Annotated in this window: 18 protein-coding genes; all 18 read left to right on the top strand. The window is 61.7% G+C overall.

The annotated features are described in order from the left end of the window. The first annotated feature begins 105 nt into the window (after positions 1–105). On the top strand, positions 106–417 hold the full coding sequence (locus LOY28_RS02925) for a hypothetical protein (protein WP_018928436.1): 312 nt from the start codon (positions 106–108) through the stop codon (positions 415–417). A 48-nt stretch (positions 418–465) separates the two neighbouring features. Further along, a complete protein-coding gene (locus tag LOY28_RS02920) occupies positions 466–864 on the top strand; it encodes a DUF2946 domain-containing protein (RefSeq protein WP_019582256.1) in 399 nt (132 codons plus the stop codon). Between the two features lie 48 nt (positions 865–912). After that, positions 913–1,392 (top strand): copper chaperone PCu(A)C, encoded by a 480-nt coding sequence (locus tag LOY28_RS02915; protein ID WP_258613034.1) that lies wholly within the window; start codon positions 913–915, stop codon positions 1,390–1,392. Between the two features lie 21 nt (positions 1,393–1,413). Further along, positions 1,414–1,881, top strand: a complete 468-nt coding sequence (locus tag LOY28_RS02910) for a DUF2946 domain-containing protein (RefSeq protein ID WP_258613033.1) — start codon at positions 1,414–1,416, stop codon at positions 1,879–1,881. Between the two features lie 225 nt (positions 1,882–2,106). Then, the gene (locus tag LOY28_RS02905) at positions 2,107–4,224 is read left to right on the top strand and encodes a TonB-dependent copper receptor (protein ID WP_258613032.1); all 2,118 of its coding nucleotides are present in this window, start codon (positions 2,107–2,109) and stop codon (positions 4,222–4,224) included. A 124-nt stretch (positions 4,225–4,348) separates the two neighbouring features. Beyond that, positions 4,349–5,728 (top strand): PepSY domain-containing protein, encoded by a 1,380-nt coding sequence (locus LOY28_RS02900; RefSeq protein WP_258613031.1) that lies wholly within the window; start codon positions 4,349–4,351, stop codon positions 5,726–5,728. Between the two features lie 225 nt (positions 5,729–5,953). Then, positions 5,954–6,742 (top strand): ABC transporter ATP-binding protein, encoded by a 789-nt coding sequence (locus LOY28_RS02895; RefSeq protein WP_258613030.1) that lies wholly within the window; start codon positions 5,954–5,956, stop codon positions 6,740–6,742. Continuing rightward, positions 6,739–7,686, top strand: a complete 948-nt coding sequence (locus LOY28_RS02890) for an ABC transporter substrate-binding protein (RefSeq protein WP_258613029.1) — start codon at positions 6,739–6,741, stop codon at positions 7,684–7,686. The genes LOY28_RS02895 and LOY28_RS02890 overlap by 4 nt, the downstream gene beginning before the upstream one ends. After that, a complete protein-coding gene (locus tag LOY28_RS02885; RefSeq protein WP_258613028.1) occupies positions 7,683–8,693 on the top strand; it encodes an iron ABC transporter permease in 1,011 nt (336 codons plus the stop codon). Before LOY28_RS02890 ends, LOY28_RS02885 begins: the two co-directional genes overlap by 4 nt. A gap of 403 nt (positions 8,694–9,096) precedes the next feature. Continuing rightward, positions 9,097–9,465, top strand: coding sequence for a DUF6124 family protein (locus tag LOY28_RS02880; RefSeq protein WP_258613027.1), 369 nt, complete (start codon positions 9,097–9,099; stop codon positions 9,463–9,465). A gap of 237 nt (positions 9,466–9,702) precedes the next feature. Continuing rightward, positions 9,703–10,968 (top strand): urea ABC transporter substrate-binding protein, encoded by a 1,266-nt coding sequence (gene urtA, locus LOY28_RS02875; RefSeq protein WP_007937152.1) that lies wholly within the window; start codon positions 9,703–9,705, stop codon positions 10,966–10,968. A 190-nt stretch (positions 10,969–11,158) separates the two neighbouring features. Next, positions 11,159–12,661, top strand: a complete 1,503-nt coding sequence (gene urtB, locus LOY28_RS02870) for an urea ABC transporter permease subunit UrtB (protein ID WP_018928446.1) — start codon at positions 11,159–11,161, stop codon at positions 12,659–12,661. Next, positions 12,661–13,740 carry an urea ABC transporter permease subunit UrtC gene (urtC, locus tag LOY28_RS02865; protein WP_258613026.1) on the top strand — a complete coding sequence of 360 codons (1,080 nt, stop codon included), beginning with the start codon at positions 12,661–12,663 and terminating at the stop codon, positions 13,738–13,740. The genes urtB and urtC overlap by 1 nt, the downstream gene beginning before the upstream one ends. Continuing rightward, positions 13,737–14,606, top strand: a complete 870-nt coding sequence (urtD, locus tag LOY28_RS02860) for an urea ABC transporter ATP-binding protein UrtD (RefSeq protein WP_018928448.1) — start codon at positions 13,737–13,739, stop codon at positions 14,604–14,606. Before urtC ends, urtD begins: the two co-directional genes overlap by 4 nt. Positions 14,607–14,663: 57 nt before the next feature. Beyond that, complete coding sequence (urtE, locus tag LOY28_RS02855) at positions 14,664–15,362, top strand: urea ABC transporter ATP-binding subunit UrtE (RefSeq protein ID WP_007937147.1); 699 nt, start codon at positions 14,664–14,666, stop codon at positions 15,360–15,362. Positions 15,363–15,393: 31 nt separating this feature from the next. Then, positions 15,394–16,233 carry an urease accessory protein UreD gene (locus tag LOY28_RS02850; RefSeq protein WP_064616043.1) on the top strand — a complete coding sequence of 280 codons (840 nt, stop codon included), beginning with the start codon at positions 15,394–15,396 and terminating at the stop codon, positions 16,231–16,233. Between the two features lie 48 nt (positions 16,234–16,281). After that, entirely contained in the window at positions 16,282–16,584 is a 303-nt protein-coding gene (ureA, locus tag LOY28_RS02845) for an urease subunit gamma (protein ID WP_007937143.1), read from the top strand. Between the two features lie 9 nt (positions 16,585–16,593). After that, positions 16,594–17,127 carry a GNAT family N-acetyltransferase gene (locus LOY28_RS02840; protein WP_018928451.1) on the top strand — a complete coding sequence of 178 codons (534 nt, stop codon included), beginning with the start codon at positions 16,594–16,596 and terminating at the stop codon, positions 17,125–17,127. Positions 17,128–17,129: the final 2 nt, after the last annotated feature.

The raw sequence follows: 17,129 nt of genomic DNA, 5'->3' as shown, positions 1-17,129 counted from the left end.
ATATCCATCGGACCTAACGCACAACATCATCCAAATCGACTGACTTGTGGGCTCACAACCCAACCCCCATATTTCAAGCCCCACCCATGTAACGGGAGATGGCGGATGACTGAAAAATTCACTCGCTTCGATATCACTGAGTTTCTCCTGACGTCTGCCGATATGTGGCACTACATCAAGGCCTGCGAAGAGGAAGACCCGGGCGATGGAAGCTTCAATCGTGTAGCGCTCAGAGATGTCAAACACACAATCCGGGCAAGAATCCAAAGTGACCCTCAATTCGCTCAGGCATTAAGAGTCGAAGTCGCTACACTCTTTCAAAACGGCGAGGCTGAGCTTGCACGCCGGCTGCTCGATATGCTGACTGACTCGCTGCGACACCACACCGCACGCGGTCTTTTTACTTATCGCCCCTGATCAGGCTAAATAGCCGCGCCTGATCGCCCACTCAAACGGATCTGTCCCATGTCCCGACAACGGCTCGCATTTGCCTGGATCGCCTGCTTTGCAGTGCTGTTCAACATGCTCGCCATGCCGATGTCCGGAGCGATGGCGCAAACGGCGAAATCGCCGGCCGAACAGTTGCTGTGGGGCAGTTTCTGCTCTTCCAGCGGCACGAAGCTGGTGGCGATTTCCCTGGGCGACATCGAGCAGAAAGCCCCGCAGAACGACGATCATTCCAACATGCAGCATTGCTGGTGTTGCTCGGGCTCCGCGCCGTTGGTGGCGTTGCCGGGGCATACGCCGCAGTTGTATTACGCGCGATTCGAGGCCAATCGAAGCGTGCCGCCGGCCACGCTCGACACACCGACACCGCGCCAGCAATGGCCGAGTCTTAACCCCCGCGCGTCCCCTCTGGTGTGATTCCTTCTCGCAATTGACCTGCGTTTTGAATCGTTCTGGAGAACTGCCATGTTGAACAAACTCATCGTCCTGGCTGCGTTGCTGCTGCCTGCCTGTTTTGCCAATGCCCACGAATACAAGGTTGGCGAACTTGAGATCGCCCATCCGTGGTCGCAGGAGTTGCCGCCCAACGCGCCCACCGTCGCAGCGTATTTCGTGATTCACAACAACGGCAAAACCGCCGACCGGCTGCTCAGCGTCGGCTCGCCGATATCCGGCAAGGCCGAGTTGCACGAACATGTGATGCAAAACGATCTGATGAAAATGCAGCAAGTGCCCGACGTCGAAATCCCGGCTGGCGGCGAAGTCACCTTCGCGCCGATGGCGTACCACGTGATGCTGCTGGAGCTCAGAGACCGCAGCCTGTTGAGCGACGGCAAGCACTTTCCGCTGACCCTGCACTTTGAGAAGTCCGGTGATGTAACGGTCGAGGTCTCGGTGCAGAAAAAGGCACCGGACAGCATGCAAGCGCACATGCACGCCCAGTAATCGCCCCCGTTGAAAACGTCTATGCGCCCGCATAGCGCCAGGCCATCCGTGCGCTGCCGTCAGCCAATGAGCCTGACCCGCGGCAGCTGGATCAGCCTGTTCGCCATGCTGATGATCTTTATCGGCCCGCTGATTTCTCAGTCGATGCCGATGGATTCGCGCGCGGCTGCTTCGAGCATGGCGATAGGCATGTCCATGAACATGTCGATGGACATGGGCTCGGACATGTCGGCAATGGAGCACGCCGACCACGACGCACAACCCGCCGCCGAACACTGCCGGCCGACAGCCGAGCATCACGCGCTGTGGGAAAAATGCGGCTATTGCAGCCTGCTGTTCAATTGCCCAGCGCTCACCGGTGGCGCTTCATTCACCGCGTTCGACACCCCGCCCGCCACCACCTTCACCACACCCGCCACCCGCCTGGGCCACGCCCGGCAAACCTTCTTCCCTGGCGCCCGCACCCGCGCCCCGCCCATCGCCGCGTAAACACCTACCTCCGATCCCACACGGTCCGCAAGTCAACCCAAGCAACCTGTGGGGGCGATTTTTTTGTGGCGAGGGAGCTTGCTCCCGCCTGAGTGCGCAGCACTCACAAAAGGGGCCGCTGCGCAGCCCAGCGGGAGCAAGCTCCCTCGCCACAAAAGCTCGCTCCTACAGGAATTTGCGTCGGCTGCCGGCCGTGTCGTTTACGACTGTTCGATGGAAATTTTCATGTCCAGGTTTTCTGCTGACACACGTTTGGGCGCTGCCCAGGCTTTTTTTGCCCTGAACCCATCCCGCGTTCGCTTCAGGCACGCCACCGCTGCTCTTTGCGGCTTGTTGCTGACGCCAATGGTGCTGGCCGATGAACACGCCGGCCACACCGAAGAACTGAGCCCGACGGTGATCACCGCCATCGCGCCGAGTTCGCCGCTGACTGTCGTCACCAACCCCAAGGACCCGCGCCAACCGGTGCCGGCCAGCGACGGTGGTGATTATCTGAAGACCATCCCCGGCTTCGCCCTGGTGCGCAACGGCGGCACCAATGGCGATCCGGTGCTGCGCGGCATGTTCGGCTCGCGCCTGAATATCCTCACCAACGGCAGCATGATGCTCGGCGCCTGCCCCGGCCGGATGGACGCGCCGACCTCGTACATCTCACCGGAAACCTACGACAAACTCACCGTGATCAAAGGCCCGCAAACCGTGCTCTGGGGCCCCGGCGCATCGGCCGGCACCATCCTGTTCGACCGGGAGCCGGAAAGCTTCGGCGAACTCGGCACCCGGGTGAATGCCAGCGTATTGGCCGGCTCCAACGGCCGCTTCGACAAAGTGGTGGACGCCGCCGCTGGCGGGCCGCTGGGTTACGTGCGCGTGATCGGCAACACCGCGCACTCCGATGACTACAAGGACGGCAACAACGACACCGTGCCCTCGCGCTACGACAAGTGGAACGGCGATGTTGCTGTCGGCTGGACGCCGAACGCCGACACCCTGCTGGAATTGACTGCCGGCAAGGGCGACGGCGAAGCCCGTTACGCCGGGCGCGGCATGGACGGTTCACAGTTCTTGCGCGAAAGCCTGGGCCTGCGCTTCGAGCAGTCGAACATCGGTGAGGTGCTGGATAAGGTCGAGGCGCAGGTCTACTACAACTACGCCGACCACGTGATGGACAACTACACCCTGCGCACGCCGTCCGGCACCGGGATGATGGCCGGCCCGATGGCTTCCAACGTCGACCGCCGGACTCTCGGCGCGCGGATCAAAGCCACCTGGCGCTGGGCCGATGTGCAATTGATCAGTGGCCTGGATGCGCAGACCAACGAGCACCGCCAACGCAGCGCCATGGGCGTCGACGCCTACAAGGATGTGCCGCGCAACAAGGACGCCGACTTCCACAACTACGGCGTGTTCAGCGAACTGACCTGGTACGCCGCCGACCGTGATCGGCTGATCACCGGCGCACGACTGGACCGTGCTTCGGCCAAGGATTATCGGCAGACCATCGGCTCCGGGATGATGGCCCGCCCCAACCCGACCGCCGACGACACCCGCGCCGACACCCTGCCCAGCGGTTTCGTGCGTTACGAGCATGACCTGGCCGACAGCCCGACCACGCTGTATGCGGGCCTCGGCCATGCCCAGCGTTTCCCGGATTACTGGGAGCTGTTTTCACCCAAGTCCGGCCCTGCCGGTTCGGTGAATGCGTTCGACGCGATCAAGCCGGAGAAAACCACCCAGCTCGACTTCGGCCTGCAATACAAGACCGCCGACCTCGAAGCCTGGGCCTCGGGATATGTCGGGCAGGTGCGTGACTACATCCTGTTCAACTACACGCCGGGAATGATGGGCATGACCTCGCAAGCCGAGAACATCGACGCGCGAATCATGGGCGGCGAACTCGGTGCAGCCTACAAACTGACGGCCAACTGGAAAGCCGATGCGACCCTGGCCTATGCCTGGGGCAAGAACAGCAGCGACGGCACTGCCCTGCCGCAAATGCCACCGCTGGATGCACGTTTCGGCCTGACCTACAGCGAAGACAACTGGAGCGCCGGCGCCTTGTGGCGGGTGGTCGCGGCGCAAAACCGCATCGACCGGAACAAGGGCAACGTGGTCGGCAAAGACTTCGACAAAAGCTCGGGGTTCGGCGTGTTCTCGCTCAACGGCGCGTACCGGATCAACAAGAACTGGAAGGTCAGCAGCGGCGTCGACAACTTGTTCGGCAAGGCCTACGCCGAACACCTGAACCTGGCCGGTAACGCCGGTTTCGGCTTCCCGGCCAATGATCCGCAAGCCATCAACGAACCGGGGCGCACGCTCTGGACCAAGGTCGACATGAGCTTCTAAGAGCATCGCGGGCAAGCCCGCCCCCACAGCTTCAACACCGCCGTGGGAGCGGGTTTGCCCGCGAATGACTGCGCAGCAGTCACCAGACAATGACAAAAGATCCAAGCCTAGCGGAGCACTCGAAGTGAAACAGCCCAAACCGAATTTCTACAACCTGGCCTGGCGTTGGCATTTCTATGCCGGCCTGTTCGTCGCGCCGTTCATGGTGATGCTGGCCCTGACCGGCATCGTCTACCTGTTCAAACCGCAACTCGATCCATTGATGTACGGCAGCCTGATGAACATCCCGGCCGGTCATCACACCGTGGCCGCCGACGACCTGCTCAAACGGGTGAAAGAGGCGTATCCACAGGCCCGGATCAAACAATACCTGCCGCCGGTCAACGCTGAACGCAGCGCGCAATTCGTGGTGATCAATGAAGGTCATGAACTGAACGTGTTCATCGATCCGTACCACGGCGACATCCTCGGCGAGCAAGACGCGAAGAACAATCTGCAGGCGCTCGCACGCTCGATTCACGGCGAGCTGATGATCGGCACCGTCGGTGATCGGCTGGTGGAGCTGGCCGCCGGTTGGGGTGTGGTGTTGGTGGTCTCCGGGGTATTTTTGTGGTGGCCGCGTGGCCAGCGCGCCGGCATTCTCTGGCCCCGTTTGAACAGTCGCGGCCGCGTGCTGTGGCGTGATCTGCACGCAGTGACTGGCTTCTGGGGCGCGGCGTTTTTGCTGGTGATGCTGCTCAGCGGCATGACCTGGACCGGCTTCTGGGGCAAGCAATACGCCGACCTCTGGAACCGCTTTCCGGTCGCCATGTGGAATGACGTGCCCAAGTCCGACGTCGAGGCCCGCAGCCTCAACAGCGCCACACGCCAGACCGTGCCATGGGCCATGGAAAACACGCCGATGCCGATGTCCGGCGACCATGCCGAACACATGGCTCACGCCAGTACCCAGGCCGGCCCGGCGGCATCGACCATCAGCCTGCAAGACGTGCAAAACATCGCCGTGCAGCGCAAGGTCGAGCCCGGCTACAGCATCACCTTCCCCACCACCGCCACCGGTGTGTTCACCATCGCGGTGTTCGCCGACGACCCGCGCAACGATGCCACCCTGCACGTTGACCAGTACACCGGCGACGTCCTCGCCGACGTGCGCTGGCAGCATTACAGCAATGTCGCCCGCGCCACCGAAGTCGGCGTGATGCTGCACGAAGGCAAGATGTTCGGCCCGTTCAATCAGATCATCGTGCTGCTGATCTGCCTGATGATTTTGCTCAGCGCCGTCAGCGGCGTGGTGATCTGGTGGAAGCGTCGGCCACAGGGCAAGTTCGGTGTGCCACCGTTGCGTCACGACCTGCCGAAATGGAAAACCGCAATGGTCATCATGTTCGCCCTGGCGGTGATGTTTCCGTTGGTGGGGGCTTCGCTGGTTGTCGTATGGCTATTGGATTGGGGGCTGCTGTCGCGCCTGGGCCGGCAAATTGAATCCACCTCACCTTCATCATGAAACAGGCGAGATACGCGTACGCGTAAAGCCAATACAATGCGGGCCCGCCAAGCTTTTGTGGCGAGGGAGCTTGCTCCCGCTGGGTTGCGCAGCAACCCCAAACCTGACGCCGCGGTTTCTCCGGGTATACCGCGTTGTCGGGCTTTACGACTGCTGCGCAGCCGAGCGGGAGCAAGCTCCCTCGCCACAGGTTGTGTGTTGGCTTGAACGATCATCAGGAATGAAATGACTTCGCTGAACATCACCAACCTCGCCTGGACACCCCTGGGCCACGGCCACTGCCATCACCAGTTCCAGCTGCGTGACGCCTCCTTGCACGTGGCTGCCGGTGAGTTCGTCGGGTTGATCGGCCCCAACGGCAGCGGTAAAACCAGCCTGCTGCGGTGCGCTTATCGCTTCAGCAAACCGGAACATGGCGAGATAAAACTCGACCATCACAACGTCTGGAAGCAGTCCTCACGCTGGTGTGCGCAACGCATCGCCGTGGTGTTGCAGGAATTTCCCGACGCCTTCGGCCTGACCGTCGATGAAGTGGTCGCCATGGGCCGCACGCCGCACAAAGGACTGTTCGACGGCGACACCGTGCACGACCGCAACCTCGCGGCCCACGCCCTGGAATCAGTCGGCCTCAAGGGCTTCGAAGACCACGCCTTCGCCACCCTGTCCGGCGGTGAAAAGCAGAGGGTGATCCTCGCCCGCGCCCTGGCCCAGCAACCGCAATTGCTGATCCTCGATGAACCGACCAATCATCTCGACCCGCGCTATCAACTGGAACTGCTGCAGCTGGTCAAACGCCTGCAGATCGGCACGCTGGCGAGCATTCACGACCTCAATCTGGCGGCGGCCTTCTGTGATCGACTGTACGTGATCCATCACGGTCGCATCGTCGCCAGCGGCACACCCAAAGAAGTCCTGACCACACACCTGCTGCACAACGTGTTCGGCGTCGACGCCCTGATCGATGACCATCCCTTGCACGGCTACCCACGAATCACCTGGATAACCCAACCATGACTTTGCGTTCCCTGCTTTGCGTCGCGTTGTTGCTGGGCAGTACCCATGCCTTCGCCGAAGCCACGAAATACCCGCTGACTGTCCAGAGTTGCAACCGCGCAGTGACCTTCAAGCAAGCGCCGAAACACGCGGTCAGCCACGACATCAACATGACCCAGATGATGCTCGCCCTCGGTCTCAAACCCAGGATGGCCGGCTACAGCGGCGTGACCGGATGGAAATCGGTGACGCCCCAGATGCAGACCATCCTCGATGGCTTGCCGGAACTGGCGGCCAAGTACCCGTCGGTGGAAACCCTGCTCAACGCCAACGTCGATTTCTTCTTCGCCGGTTGGGATTACGGCATGCGCGTCGGTGGTGATCTCACGCCGCAAACCCTGCAACCGCTGGGCATCAACGTCTACGAGCTCACCGAGTCCTGCGCGTTCGTGATGAAGCGCCCACCGGCCAGCCTGGATGACACCTACAACGACCTGCGCAACCTCGGCAAAATCTTCGACGTGCAGGATCGCGCCAACGCCGTGATCGCCCGGATGCAGGCGCAAGTCGCCGAGGTGCGCCAGGATCTGCCAGCGGACAAGCCTCGGGTATTTCTCTACGACAGCGGTGAAGACCGGGCCATGACCTCCGGGCGCCTGGGCATGCCGCAGGCGCTGATCGACGCGGCCGGCGGGCGCAACATTCTCGACGACGTCGAGGCGAGCTGGACCCGGGTCAACTGGGAAAACGTGGTCGAGCGCAATCCGCAGGTGATCGTGATCGTCGATTACGGCGAAGTCACCGCTGAACAGAAGGAGCAGTTTTTGCTGAACAACCAGGCCCTGCAATCGGTGGACGCGATCAAAAACCAGCGCTTCATCGTCATTCCGTACGTGCAAGCCACGCCGGGGATCGACAACGTGCTGGCGGTCGAAACCCTGGCCAAGGGTTTCCACGGCGAATGATCGACCGTCGCTATGCCTTGTTGCTGATCGGCCTCGGCGTGCTGTTGCTGATGTCGTGTGTGGTGTCGCTGGGTTTTGGCCCGGCGCGGGTACCGGTGGAGGTGGTGTGGCAAATTCTGCTGCACAAGGCGTTCGGTGTTGGCGAGCAGAACTGGACGGCCGGCCAGGAACACATCGTCTGGCTGATCCGCGTGCCGCGCATGTTGCTCGGCGCGCTGGTGGGCGCCGGCCTGGCGCTGATCGGTGCGGTGCTGCAAGCGGTGACGCGCAATCCATTGGCCGATCCGCACTTGTTGGGCGTGACCTCCGGCGCGACCCTCGGCGCGGTGATCGTGGTGTTGCATGTCGGTGAAATCGTCGGCCTGCTGACCTTGCCCATCGCGGCGTTTATCGGCGCGCTGCTGAGCATGCTGGTCGTGCTGATGATCGCCAACCGTCATGGGCGGCTGGACAGTGATCGGCTGCTGTTGTGCGGCGTGGCGGTGTCGTTCGTGATGATGGCGGTTGCCAATTTGCTGTTGTTTCTCGGTGATCACCGCGCCAGTTCTGCGGTGATGTTCTGGATGCTTGGCGGGCTCGGGCTGGCGCGCTGGGAATTGCTGGCGGTACCGGCGGCGAGTGTGTTGCTCGGGTTGGTGTTGTTGCTGGGGATGGCTCGGCCGTTGAATGCGTTGATGGCCGGCGAGCAGACCGCCGTGACCCTGGGCCTCAATGCCCGCACCGTACGGCTGCGGGTGTTTTTGATTGCCTCATTGATGACCGGGGTACTGGTGTCGATCAGTGGCTCGATTGGTTTTGTCGGGCTGATGGTGCCGCACATTGCACGACGGTTGGTGGGGGCCGAGCATCGGCGGTTGCTGCCGGTGTGCGTGTTATTGGGCAGTCTGTTCCTGGTCTGGGTCGACGTGGCCGCACGCACCCTGATCGCCCCGGAAGACCTGCCCATCGGCGTCGCCACCGCCGCGATTGGCGGGCTGTTCTTCATCGGCCTGATGCGCCGCCGCTGACTCACCGCTCCCACAGGGATCGTTCCCACGCTCCTGCGTGGGAATGCCGCCAGGGACGCTCCGCGTTCTGCTTTTGAATGTTTAACGGATGTATCAGAACGCAGACCTTTCCCACGCATCTTTCAGGTTGTCCGTCGGAAGCGGGCTCTCTAGTCTTTGGCTGTCGCTGAAAACTCAGTGATCGGGTGTGAGAAGCCCGGCAACTTATGGTCATCCAGTGTCTGTACACGCATAATCGCCGCCAGCTTATTAGCTGCCTGCAAATGTGTTATGGCGGCTGTGTGCGGGCGGACTTCGGTCCGGCCGGGTGTCCATAACCGGTCTTCTCACCTCGCACATAGCTGCCACCTCTTCCCGTGTGAGAAGCGGCAAGTGGGGGCTCCAACGCTGGAGAAATTTTTCAATGGACAAATTAATTCCCGACCCACCCTTCAACACCACCACCCCCAACGCCGAAGTCTCGCGCAACGAAGAATTACTCAAGGATCGCGAAGCCATCAAACGCGCCCTCGACTACTACCTCGATCCCCCGGCGCGCTACACCGAAAAACCCCGCCGCCCCAGCACCATGTTCATCGTCGCCCCGAACATGGATACCGAAAGCCTGCTGGCCCACGCCTGTGAATCGTTAGCCACGGCGAGTGTCCTGGCCAGCGATTTCGCCAACGACCTGACCGCCCCACAGCGCTACACGGCGCTGGCGATTCAACAGAGCATCATGCTGGCGGAGCTGGCGGTAAACCGGGCGCTGGATAACGTCGACCCGGCGTAGACCGCGTTATCGACCATCGCGGGCTTGCCCGCGATGGCTGCATCGCCCCAATGTGGCGCATCTTCTCGCACCAACGCGCCAGCCCCGTCCCTTCATGGTGCGTCACGCAAACCCCGCAACCACTCTAATACGACATTTCCTTGTCCGTCCCCGACCGGGCACAGCCCTTGCAAAACAGCCTTCAGTCGTCCGCATCTGCCAACCATAAAAAACTTTAACGTTCATGGAGATCGCACAATGAAGCGTCGCAGTTTGATCAAGGCTTTCACACTCACGGCAAGCATTGCCGCGATGGGCATGACCTGGACTGTCCAGGCCGCCGAGACCATCAAGGTCGGTATTCTGCATTCGTTGTCCGGGACCATGGCGATCTCTGAAACTTCGCTCAAAGACATGGCGTTGATGACCATCGACGAAATCAACGCCAAGGGCGGCGTGAACGGCAAGATGCTGGAGCCTGTGGTCGTGGACCCGGCATCGAACTGGCCGCTGTTCGCCGAAAAGGGCCGGCAGCTGCTGACCCAGGACAAGGTGGCGGTGGTGTTCGGTTGCTGGACCTCGGTGTCGCGTAAATCGGTGCTGCCGGTGTTCGAAGAGCTCAACGGCCTGCTGTTCTACCCGGTGCAATACGAAGGCGAAGAGATGTCGCCGAACGTGTTCTACACCGGCGCGGCGCCCAACCAGCAGGCGATCCCGGCAGTGGAATACCTGATGAGCGAAGAAGGCGGCAGCGCCAAGCGCTACTTCCTGCTCGGCACCGACTACGTCTACCCGCGCACCACCAACAAGATCCTGCGCTCGTTCCTGCACTCCAAAGGCGTGGCGGACAAGGACATCGAAGAGGTCTACACCCCGTTCGGCCACAGCGATTACCAGACCATCGTGGCCAGCATCAAAAAATTCTCCGCCGGTGGCAAGACGGCGGTCATCTCCACCGTCAACGGCGACTCCAACGTGCCGTTCTATAAAGAGCTGGCCAACCAGGGCCTGAAAGCCACCGACGTACCGGTCGTGGCGTTCTCCGTGGGTGAAGAAGAACTGCGCGGCATCGACACCAAACCGCTGGTGGGCAACCTCGCGGCGTGGAACTACTTTGAGTCGGTGGAAAACCCGGTGAACAAGAAGTTCGTCGATGACTGGAAAGCCTACGCCAAGAAACACAACCTGCCGGGCGCCGACAAAGCGGTGACCAACGACCCGATGGAAGCCACTTACGTTGGCATCCACATGTGGGCGCAAGCCGCCGAGAAGGCCAAATCCACCGACGTCGACAAAGTCCGCGAAGCCCTGGCCGGCCAGACCTTTGCCGCACCGTCCGGCTACACCCTGACCATGGACAAGACCAACCACCACCTGCACAAGCCAGTGATGATCGGCGAGATTCAGGCCGACGGTCAGTTCAACGTGGTGTGGCAGACCGAAGGACCGATCCGCGCCCAACCGTGGAGCCCGTTCATTCCGGGCAACGACAAGAAGCCGGAGTATGCGGTGAAGAGCAACTGAGCCACTGGGGCCTGAGCATGGAGCTCAGGCCCGACACAACTCCTGTGTGAGCGGGCTTTGTGGTGAGGGGGCTTGCCCCCGTTGGGCTGCGAAGCGGCCCCAAAAAACGGGACTACTGCGTAGTCCAGCGGGAGCAAGCTCCCTCGCCACACAGTTTGCTCCCACACTTAGTCCGCGCAAGGACACTGACATGCCCACTGCCTTTTACCGCTTGATCCTTGCCATCGCACTGTTACTGCCGATGGTCACCCACGCCGGCGACGCCGAAGACTTCGTCGCGGCCAATCCCGTGCAGCAAGCCAAGCTTCTGGAAACCTGGGCCGCGCAGCCCGATCCGGCCCGTATCGAACTGATCAACGCCCTGCAACAAGGCGAGCTGACCATCGATGGCCAACCGAAAACCCTGCGCCTGAACAATCGCCTGCGGGGTCTGATCGACACCGCTTTGGCCAGCCACCAATTGCTCGCCGCCGACGCCAAAACCCGTCTGGCCGCCGCGCAGCAATTGCAGAAAAGCGCCAAACCGGCGCAGCTGAAATTCCTCGACCAGCAGCTGACCAGCGAACAAGACGAAACCGTTCACGCCGCCCTGAGCCTGGCCTTGGCCAATCTGCAACTGGTCGACAGTGACCCCGCCGTGCGCCTCGCCGCCGTGCGTTTGCTCGGCGAAACCGGCGACCCGCTGGCCCGCACCCGCCTCGAAGGCTTGCTCGAACCCGGCGTCGAAACCGACGCCAGTGTGCACACCGCCGCCGAAACCAGCCTGGCCCAGGTCAAACGCAAATTGCTGATCGGCGAAATGCTCGGCCAGGCCTTCAGTGGCATGTCCCTAGGTTCGATTCTGCTGCTCGCGGCATTGGGCTTGGCGATCACCTTCGGCCTGCTCGGGGTGATCAACATGGCCCACGGCGAGATGTTGATGCTCGGCGCGTACTCGACGTACGTGGTGCAGCTGATGTTCCAGCGCTTCGCCCCACAAGCCATCGAGTTCTATCCGCTGATTGCGCTGCCGGTGGCGTTTTTCGTTACCGCCGCCATCGGCATGGCGCTGGAGCGCACGGTGATTCGCCACCTCTACGGCCGCCCGCTGGAAACCCTGCTCGCCACGTGGGGCATCAGCCTGATGCTGATCCAGTTGGTGCGGCTGGTGTTCGGCGCGCAGAACGTCGAAGTGGCCAACCCGGCATGGTTGTCGGGCGGGATTCAGGTGCTGCCCAACCTGGTGCTGCCATACAACCGCATCGTGATCATCGCGTTTGCCTTGTTTGTGGTGGTGCTGACCTGGCTGCTGTTGAACAAGACGCGCCTTGGCTTGAACGTGCGCGCCGTCACCCAGAACCGCAACATGGCGGCGTGCTGCGGGGTGCCGACCGGGCGTGTCGACATGCTCGCCTTCGGCTTAGGCTCGGGCATCGCCGGGCTCGGTGGTGTGGCGCTCAGCCAGATCGGCAACGTCGGCCCTGACCTCGGCCAGAGCTACATCATCGATTCGTTCCTGGTGGTGGTGCTCGGCGGTGTCGGCCAATTGGCCGGCAGCGTGCTGGCCGCGTTCGGCCTGGGCATCGCCAACAAGATTCTCGAACCGCAGATCGGTGCGGTACTCGGCAAGATCCTGATCCTCGCGTTGATCATTCTGTTCATCCAGAAACGTCCGCAAGGCCTCTTCGCACTGAAAGGACGGGTGATCGACTGATGAACCAGCCTCTGCTCGTTACCGCGACAAAAAAAGCCGGCCCCAAAGTCACCATCACTGTTGGCGCGGTGATTCTCGTTTTGCTACTGGCGTTGCCATTGCTGTCGTTGTTATCGCCCGACAGCGCGCTTCACGTCTCGGCCTACACGCTGACACTGGTGGGCAAGATTCTTTGCTACGCCATCGTCGCCCTCGCCCTCGATCTGGTCTGGGGCTACGCCGGCCTCCTGTCCCTCGGTCACGGTCTGTTCTTCGCCCTCGGCGGTTATGCGATGGGCATGTACCTGATGCGCCAAGCCTCGGGTGACGGCTTGCCGGCGTTCATGACGTTCCTGTCGTGGACCGAATTGCCGTGGTACTGGACCGGCACCAGCAGCTTCCTCTGGGCCATGTGCCTGGTGATATTGGCGCCGGGATTGCTGGCGCTGGTGTTCGGTTTCTTCGCCTTCCGCTCGCGGATCAAGGGCGTGTATTTCTCGATCATGACCCAGGCCCTGACCTTCGCCGGGATGCTGCTGTTTTTCCGCAACGAAACCGGGTTTGGCGGCAACAATGGCTTCACCAATTTCCGCAGCATTCTCGGGTTTGGCATCACGGAACCGGGGACTCGCGCGGTGTTGTTTTTCGCCACGGTACTGTTGCTGGTGGCGAGCCTGTTCATCGGCTGGCGTCTGGCGCAAAGCAAGTTCGGCCGGGTGCTGACCGCGTTGCGCGATGCCGAGAACCGCCTGATGTTCTGCGGCTACGACCCGCGCGGCTTCAAGCTGTTTGTCTGGGTGTTGAGTGCGGTGTTGTGCGGTCTGGCGGGGGCGCTGTATGTGCCGCAAATCGGGATCATCAACCCGAGCGAAATGTCGCCGACCAACTCGATCGAAGCGGCGGTCTGGGTTGCCTTGGGGGGGCGCGGCACGCTGATCGGCCCGCTGCTGGGTGCCGGCGTGGTCAACGGGATGAAGAGCTGGTTCACCGTGGCGTTTCCGGAATACTGGCTGTTCTTCCTCGGCGCGCTGTTCATCGTCGTGACGTTGTATCTGCCTAAGGGTGTGATCGGGCTGCTGAAGAAAAGGGGTGAACAATGAGGATCACTGCAACGGCTGAATTCATGCTCGAACCGGCCTTTTTCCCACCGCAGCCCAACAAGGATGCCGGTAGCAGCCGCGATGCCATCGGCCTCGGCCAACGCGTCGGCCCCGGCCTGAATACACGTCACGGCACCATCCTGACCCTGGAAGACATCAGCGTCAGCTTCGATGGTTTCAAGGCCCTCAACAATCTGAACCTGTACATCGGCGTCGGCGAATTGCGCTGCATCATCGGCCCCAACGGCGCGGGCAAGACCACGTTGATGGACGTGATCACCGGCAAGACTCGCCCCAGCCACGGCAAGGCCTGGTTCGGCGAAACCCTGGACCTGACGCAGATGAGCGAAGTGCAGATCGCCCAGGCTGGTATCGGTCGCAAGTTCCAGAAACCAACCGTGTTCGAAGCCCTGAGCGTGTTCGAAAACCTGGAGCTGGCGCAGAAAACCGACAAGTCGGTGTGGGCCAGTTTGCGGGCTCGCCTGAGTGGTGAACAAAAAGATCGCATCAGTGAAGTGCTGGAAACCATTCGCCTGACCAGTTCGGTCAATCGCCCGGCAGGGTTGTTGTCTCACGGGCAGAAGCAGTTTCTGGAAATCGGCATGCTGCTGATGCAAGACCCGCAACTGCTGTTGCTCGACGAGCCGGTGGCGGGCATGACCGACGCCGAAACCGAATTCACCGCCGAACTGTTCAAGCGCCTGGCCGGTAAGCATTCGCTGATGGTGGTGGAACACGACATGGGCTTCGTTGGCTCGATCGCCGACCACGTCACCGTGTTGCACCAGGGCAGCGTGCTGGCCGAAGGGTCGCTGGAGCAGGTGCAGGACAATGAGCGGGTGATCGAGGTCTACCTCGGCCGCTGATGAGCAATTGATCGATTCCGCGCTCTGCGTGGGAACGATCACAGGGGGAATTTGAAGATGCTGCAAGTCGACAAGCTGCACCAGTACTACGGCGGTAGCCACATCCTGCGGGGCCTGACGTTTGAGGTGAAGGTCGGCGAAGTCACCTGCCTGCTGGGGCGCAACGGCGTGGGCAAGACCACCTTGCTCAAATGCCTGATGGGTTTGCTGCCGGCCAAAGAAGGCGCGGTGAACTGGGAAGGCCAACCGATCACCACATTCAAGCCGCACCAACGGGTGCATGCCGGTATCGCTTACGTGCCTCAGGGTCGGGAAATCTTCGGCCGGCTGACCGTGGAAGAAAACCTGCTGATGGGCCTGTCGCGGTTTCCGGGTTCCGAAGCCAAAGAGGTCCCGGCGTTCATCTACGAGCTGTTCCCGGTGCTGCTGCAAATGAAGCAACGGCGTGGCGGTGACTTGTCCGGTGGTCAGCAACAACAGCTGGCAATCGGAAGAGCGCTGGCCAGCCGACCACGGCTGTTGATTCTCGATGAGCCCACCGAAGGCATCCAGCCGTCGGTGATCAAGGAAATCGGCGCGGTGATCAAAAAGCTCGCAGCCCGTGGCGATATGGCGATTTTGCTGGTGGAGCAGTTCTACGATTTCGCCGCCGAGCTGGCCGATCAGTACCTGGTGATGTCCCGGGGTGAGATCGTGCAGCAGGGTCGCGGTGAAAATATGGAAGCCGAAGGTGTGCGCGGGCTGGTTACGATCTAACCTGCAGCCTTCTGACGATAAATTAGACGATATGAATTTACCTCTCCCCACCGCGCTGTTTACCCCGAGCTGGCATGCCGAGCTGGAGCTGGGCTACGCCCGTTTCGGCGCCAGCACCCGCCCGGTACAGCGCCGTCATCAAGGCCCGCTGCGGGTGCAGAAGCACTTGTATGCCGAAGGCCCCGAGGTGTGTCAGCACATCATCGTCCACCCGCCGGGGGGGATTGCCGGCGGTGATCGGCTGGACATCTCGGCCAGCGTCGGCACCCACGCCTGGGCACAAATCACCAGCCCTGGCGCCGCCAAGTGGTATCGCGCGGCCGGGCCGGCTTATCAGAAACTCGACTTGCGCGTGGCCGCCGGTGCTACGTTGGAGTGGCTGCCGCAAGAGACGATTATCTTCAGCGCCGCTCAGGCTGAACTCAGCACGAGCATTGATCTTGAGGGCGATGCCCGGTTGTTCTACTGGGACGTGGTCGCGCTGGGGCGTCCGGCCAGTGGCGAGCGCTTCGACCTCGGGCACTTCCAGGCCCACCTGGATATCCGCCGCGACGGCCAGTTGCTCTGGCACGAACGCCAGCGCATTACCGGGGATGACGGTTTGCTGGACTCGCCGATCGGGCTGGATGGGCAACCGGTGTTTGCGACGTTGCTGGTGACCGGAGAGATTGATAGTGAATTGCTGGAGAAGTGCCGCTCGTTGCCCAATGAGGTGCGCGGGGATCTGACGCAGCTGCCGGGGCTGTTGGTCGCCCGGTGCCTGGCCAGCGAGGCGTTGTTGGCACGGGGTTGGCTAATTGAATTGTGGCGATTGCTCCGGCCTGCGTTGCTCGGCCGCGAAGCCGTTCCGCCCAGAATATGGGCCACCTGAATACGCTCCTACAGAAGACTTTTTAACTGCCGATTATGGATTTCTACGATGGACCTGACCCCACGCGAAAAAGACAAGCTGCTGATCTTCACCGCCGGCCTCGTGGCCGAGCGGCGTTTGGCTCGCGGCGTGAAACTCAATTACCCGGAGGCCATGGCCTACATTTCCGCGGCGCTGCTCGAAGGCGCGCGTGACGGCCAGACCGTGGCCGAGCTGATGCACTACGGCACCACCCTGCTCAGCCGCGAACAAGTGATGGAAGGCATCCCGGAAATGATCCCGGAGATCCAGGTCGAAGCGACGTTTCCCGACGGCACCAAACTGGTCACCGTTCACCAACCGATCGCCTAAGGCTGCGCCATGACTTACCACATCCGCGATGCGCTGCACGCCGATCTGCCGGCGATCCGCGACATCTACAACGACGCGGTGCTCAACACCACGGCGATCTGGAACGAACAGGCCGTGGACCTGGGCAACCGCCAGGCCTGGTTCAGCGCGCGGCAAGCCCAGGGCTATCCGATTCTGGTAATCGTCGACGGCGACGACAACGTACTCGGCTACGCTTCATTCGGTGACTGGCGCCCCTTCGACGGGTTCCGCCACACGGTCGAGCACTCGGTGTACGTGCGCAACGACCAGCGTGGCAATGGCCTCGGACCGCAACTGATGGCAGCGCTGATCGAGCGCGCCAAAGGCTGCAACAAACACGTGATGGTCGCCGCCATCGAAAGCGGTAATAGCGCCTCGATCCGGCTGCACGATCGGGCCGGTTTTGTCGTCACCGGCCAAATGCCGCAGGTGGGTACCAAGTTCGGCCGCTGGCTGGACCTGACCTTCATGCAACTGATCCTCGATCCGGGCGCAATGCCACCCGATCCCCACAAGGAGTGATG

The organism is Pseudomonas sp. B21-017 (genome assembly GCF_024749245.1).
Classification (GTDB): Bacteria; Pseudomonadota; Gammaproteobacteria; order Pseudomonadales; family Pseudomonadaceae; genus Aquipseudomonas.
Note: the sequence above shows the minus strand (reverse complement) of the source record. Positions and strands in the feature narration are given on the sequence as shown.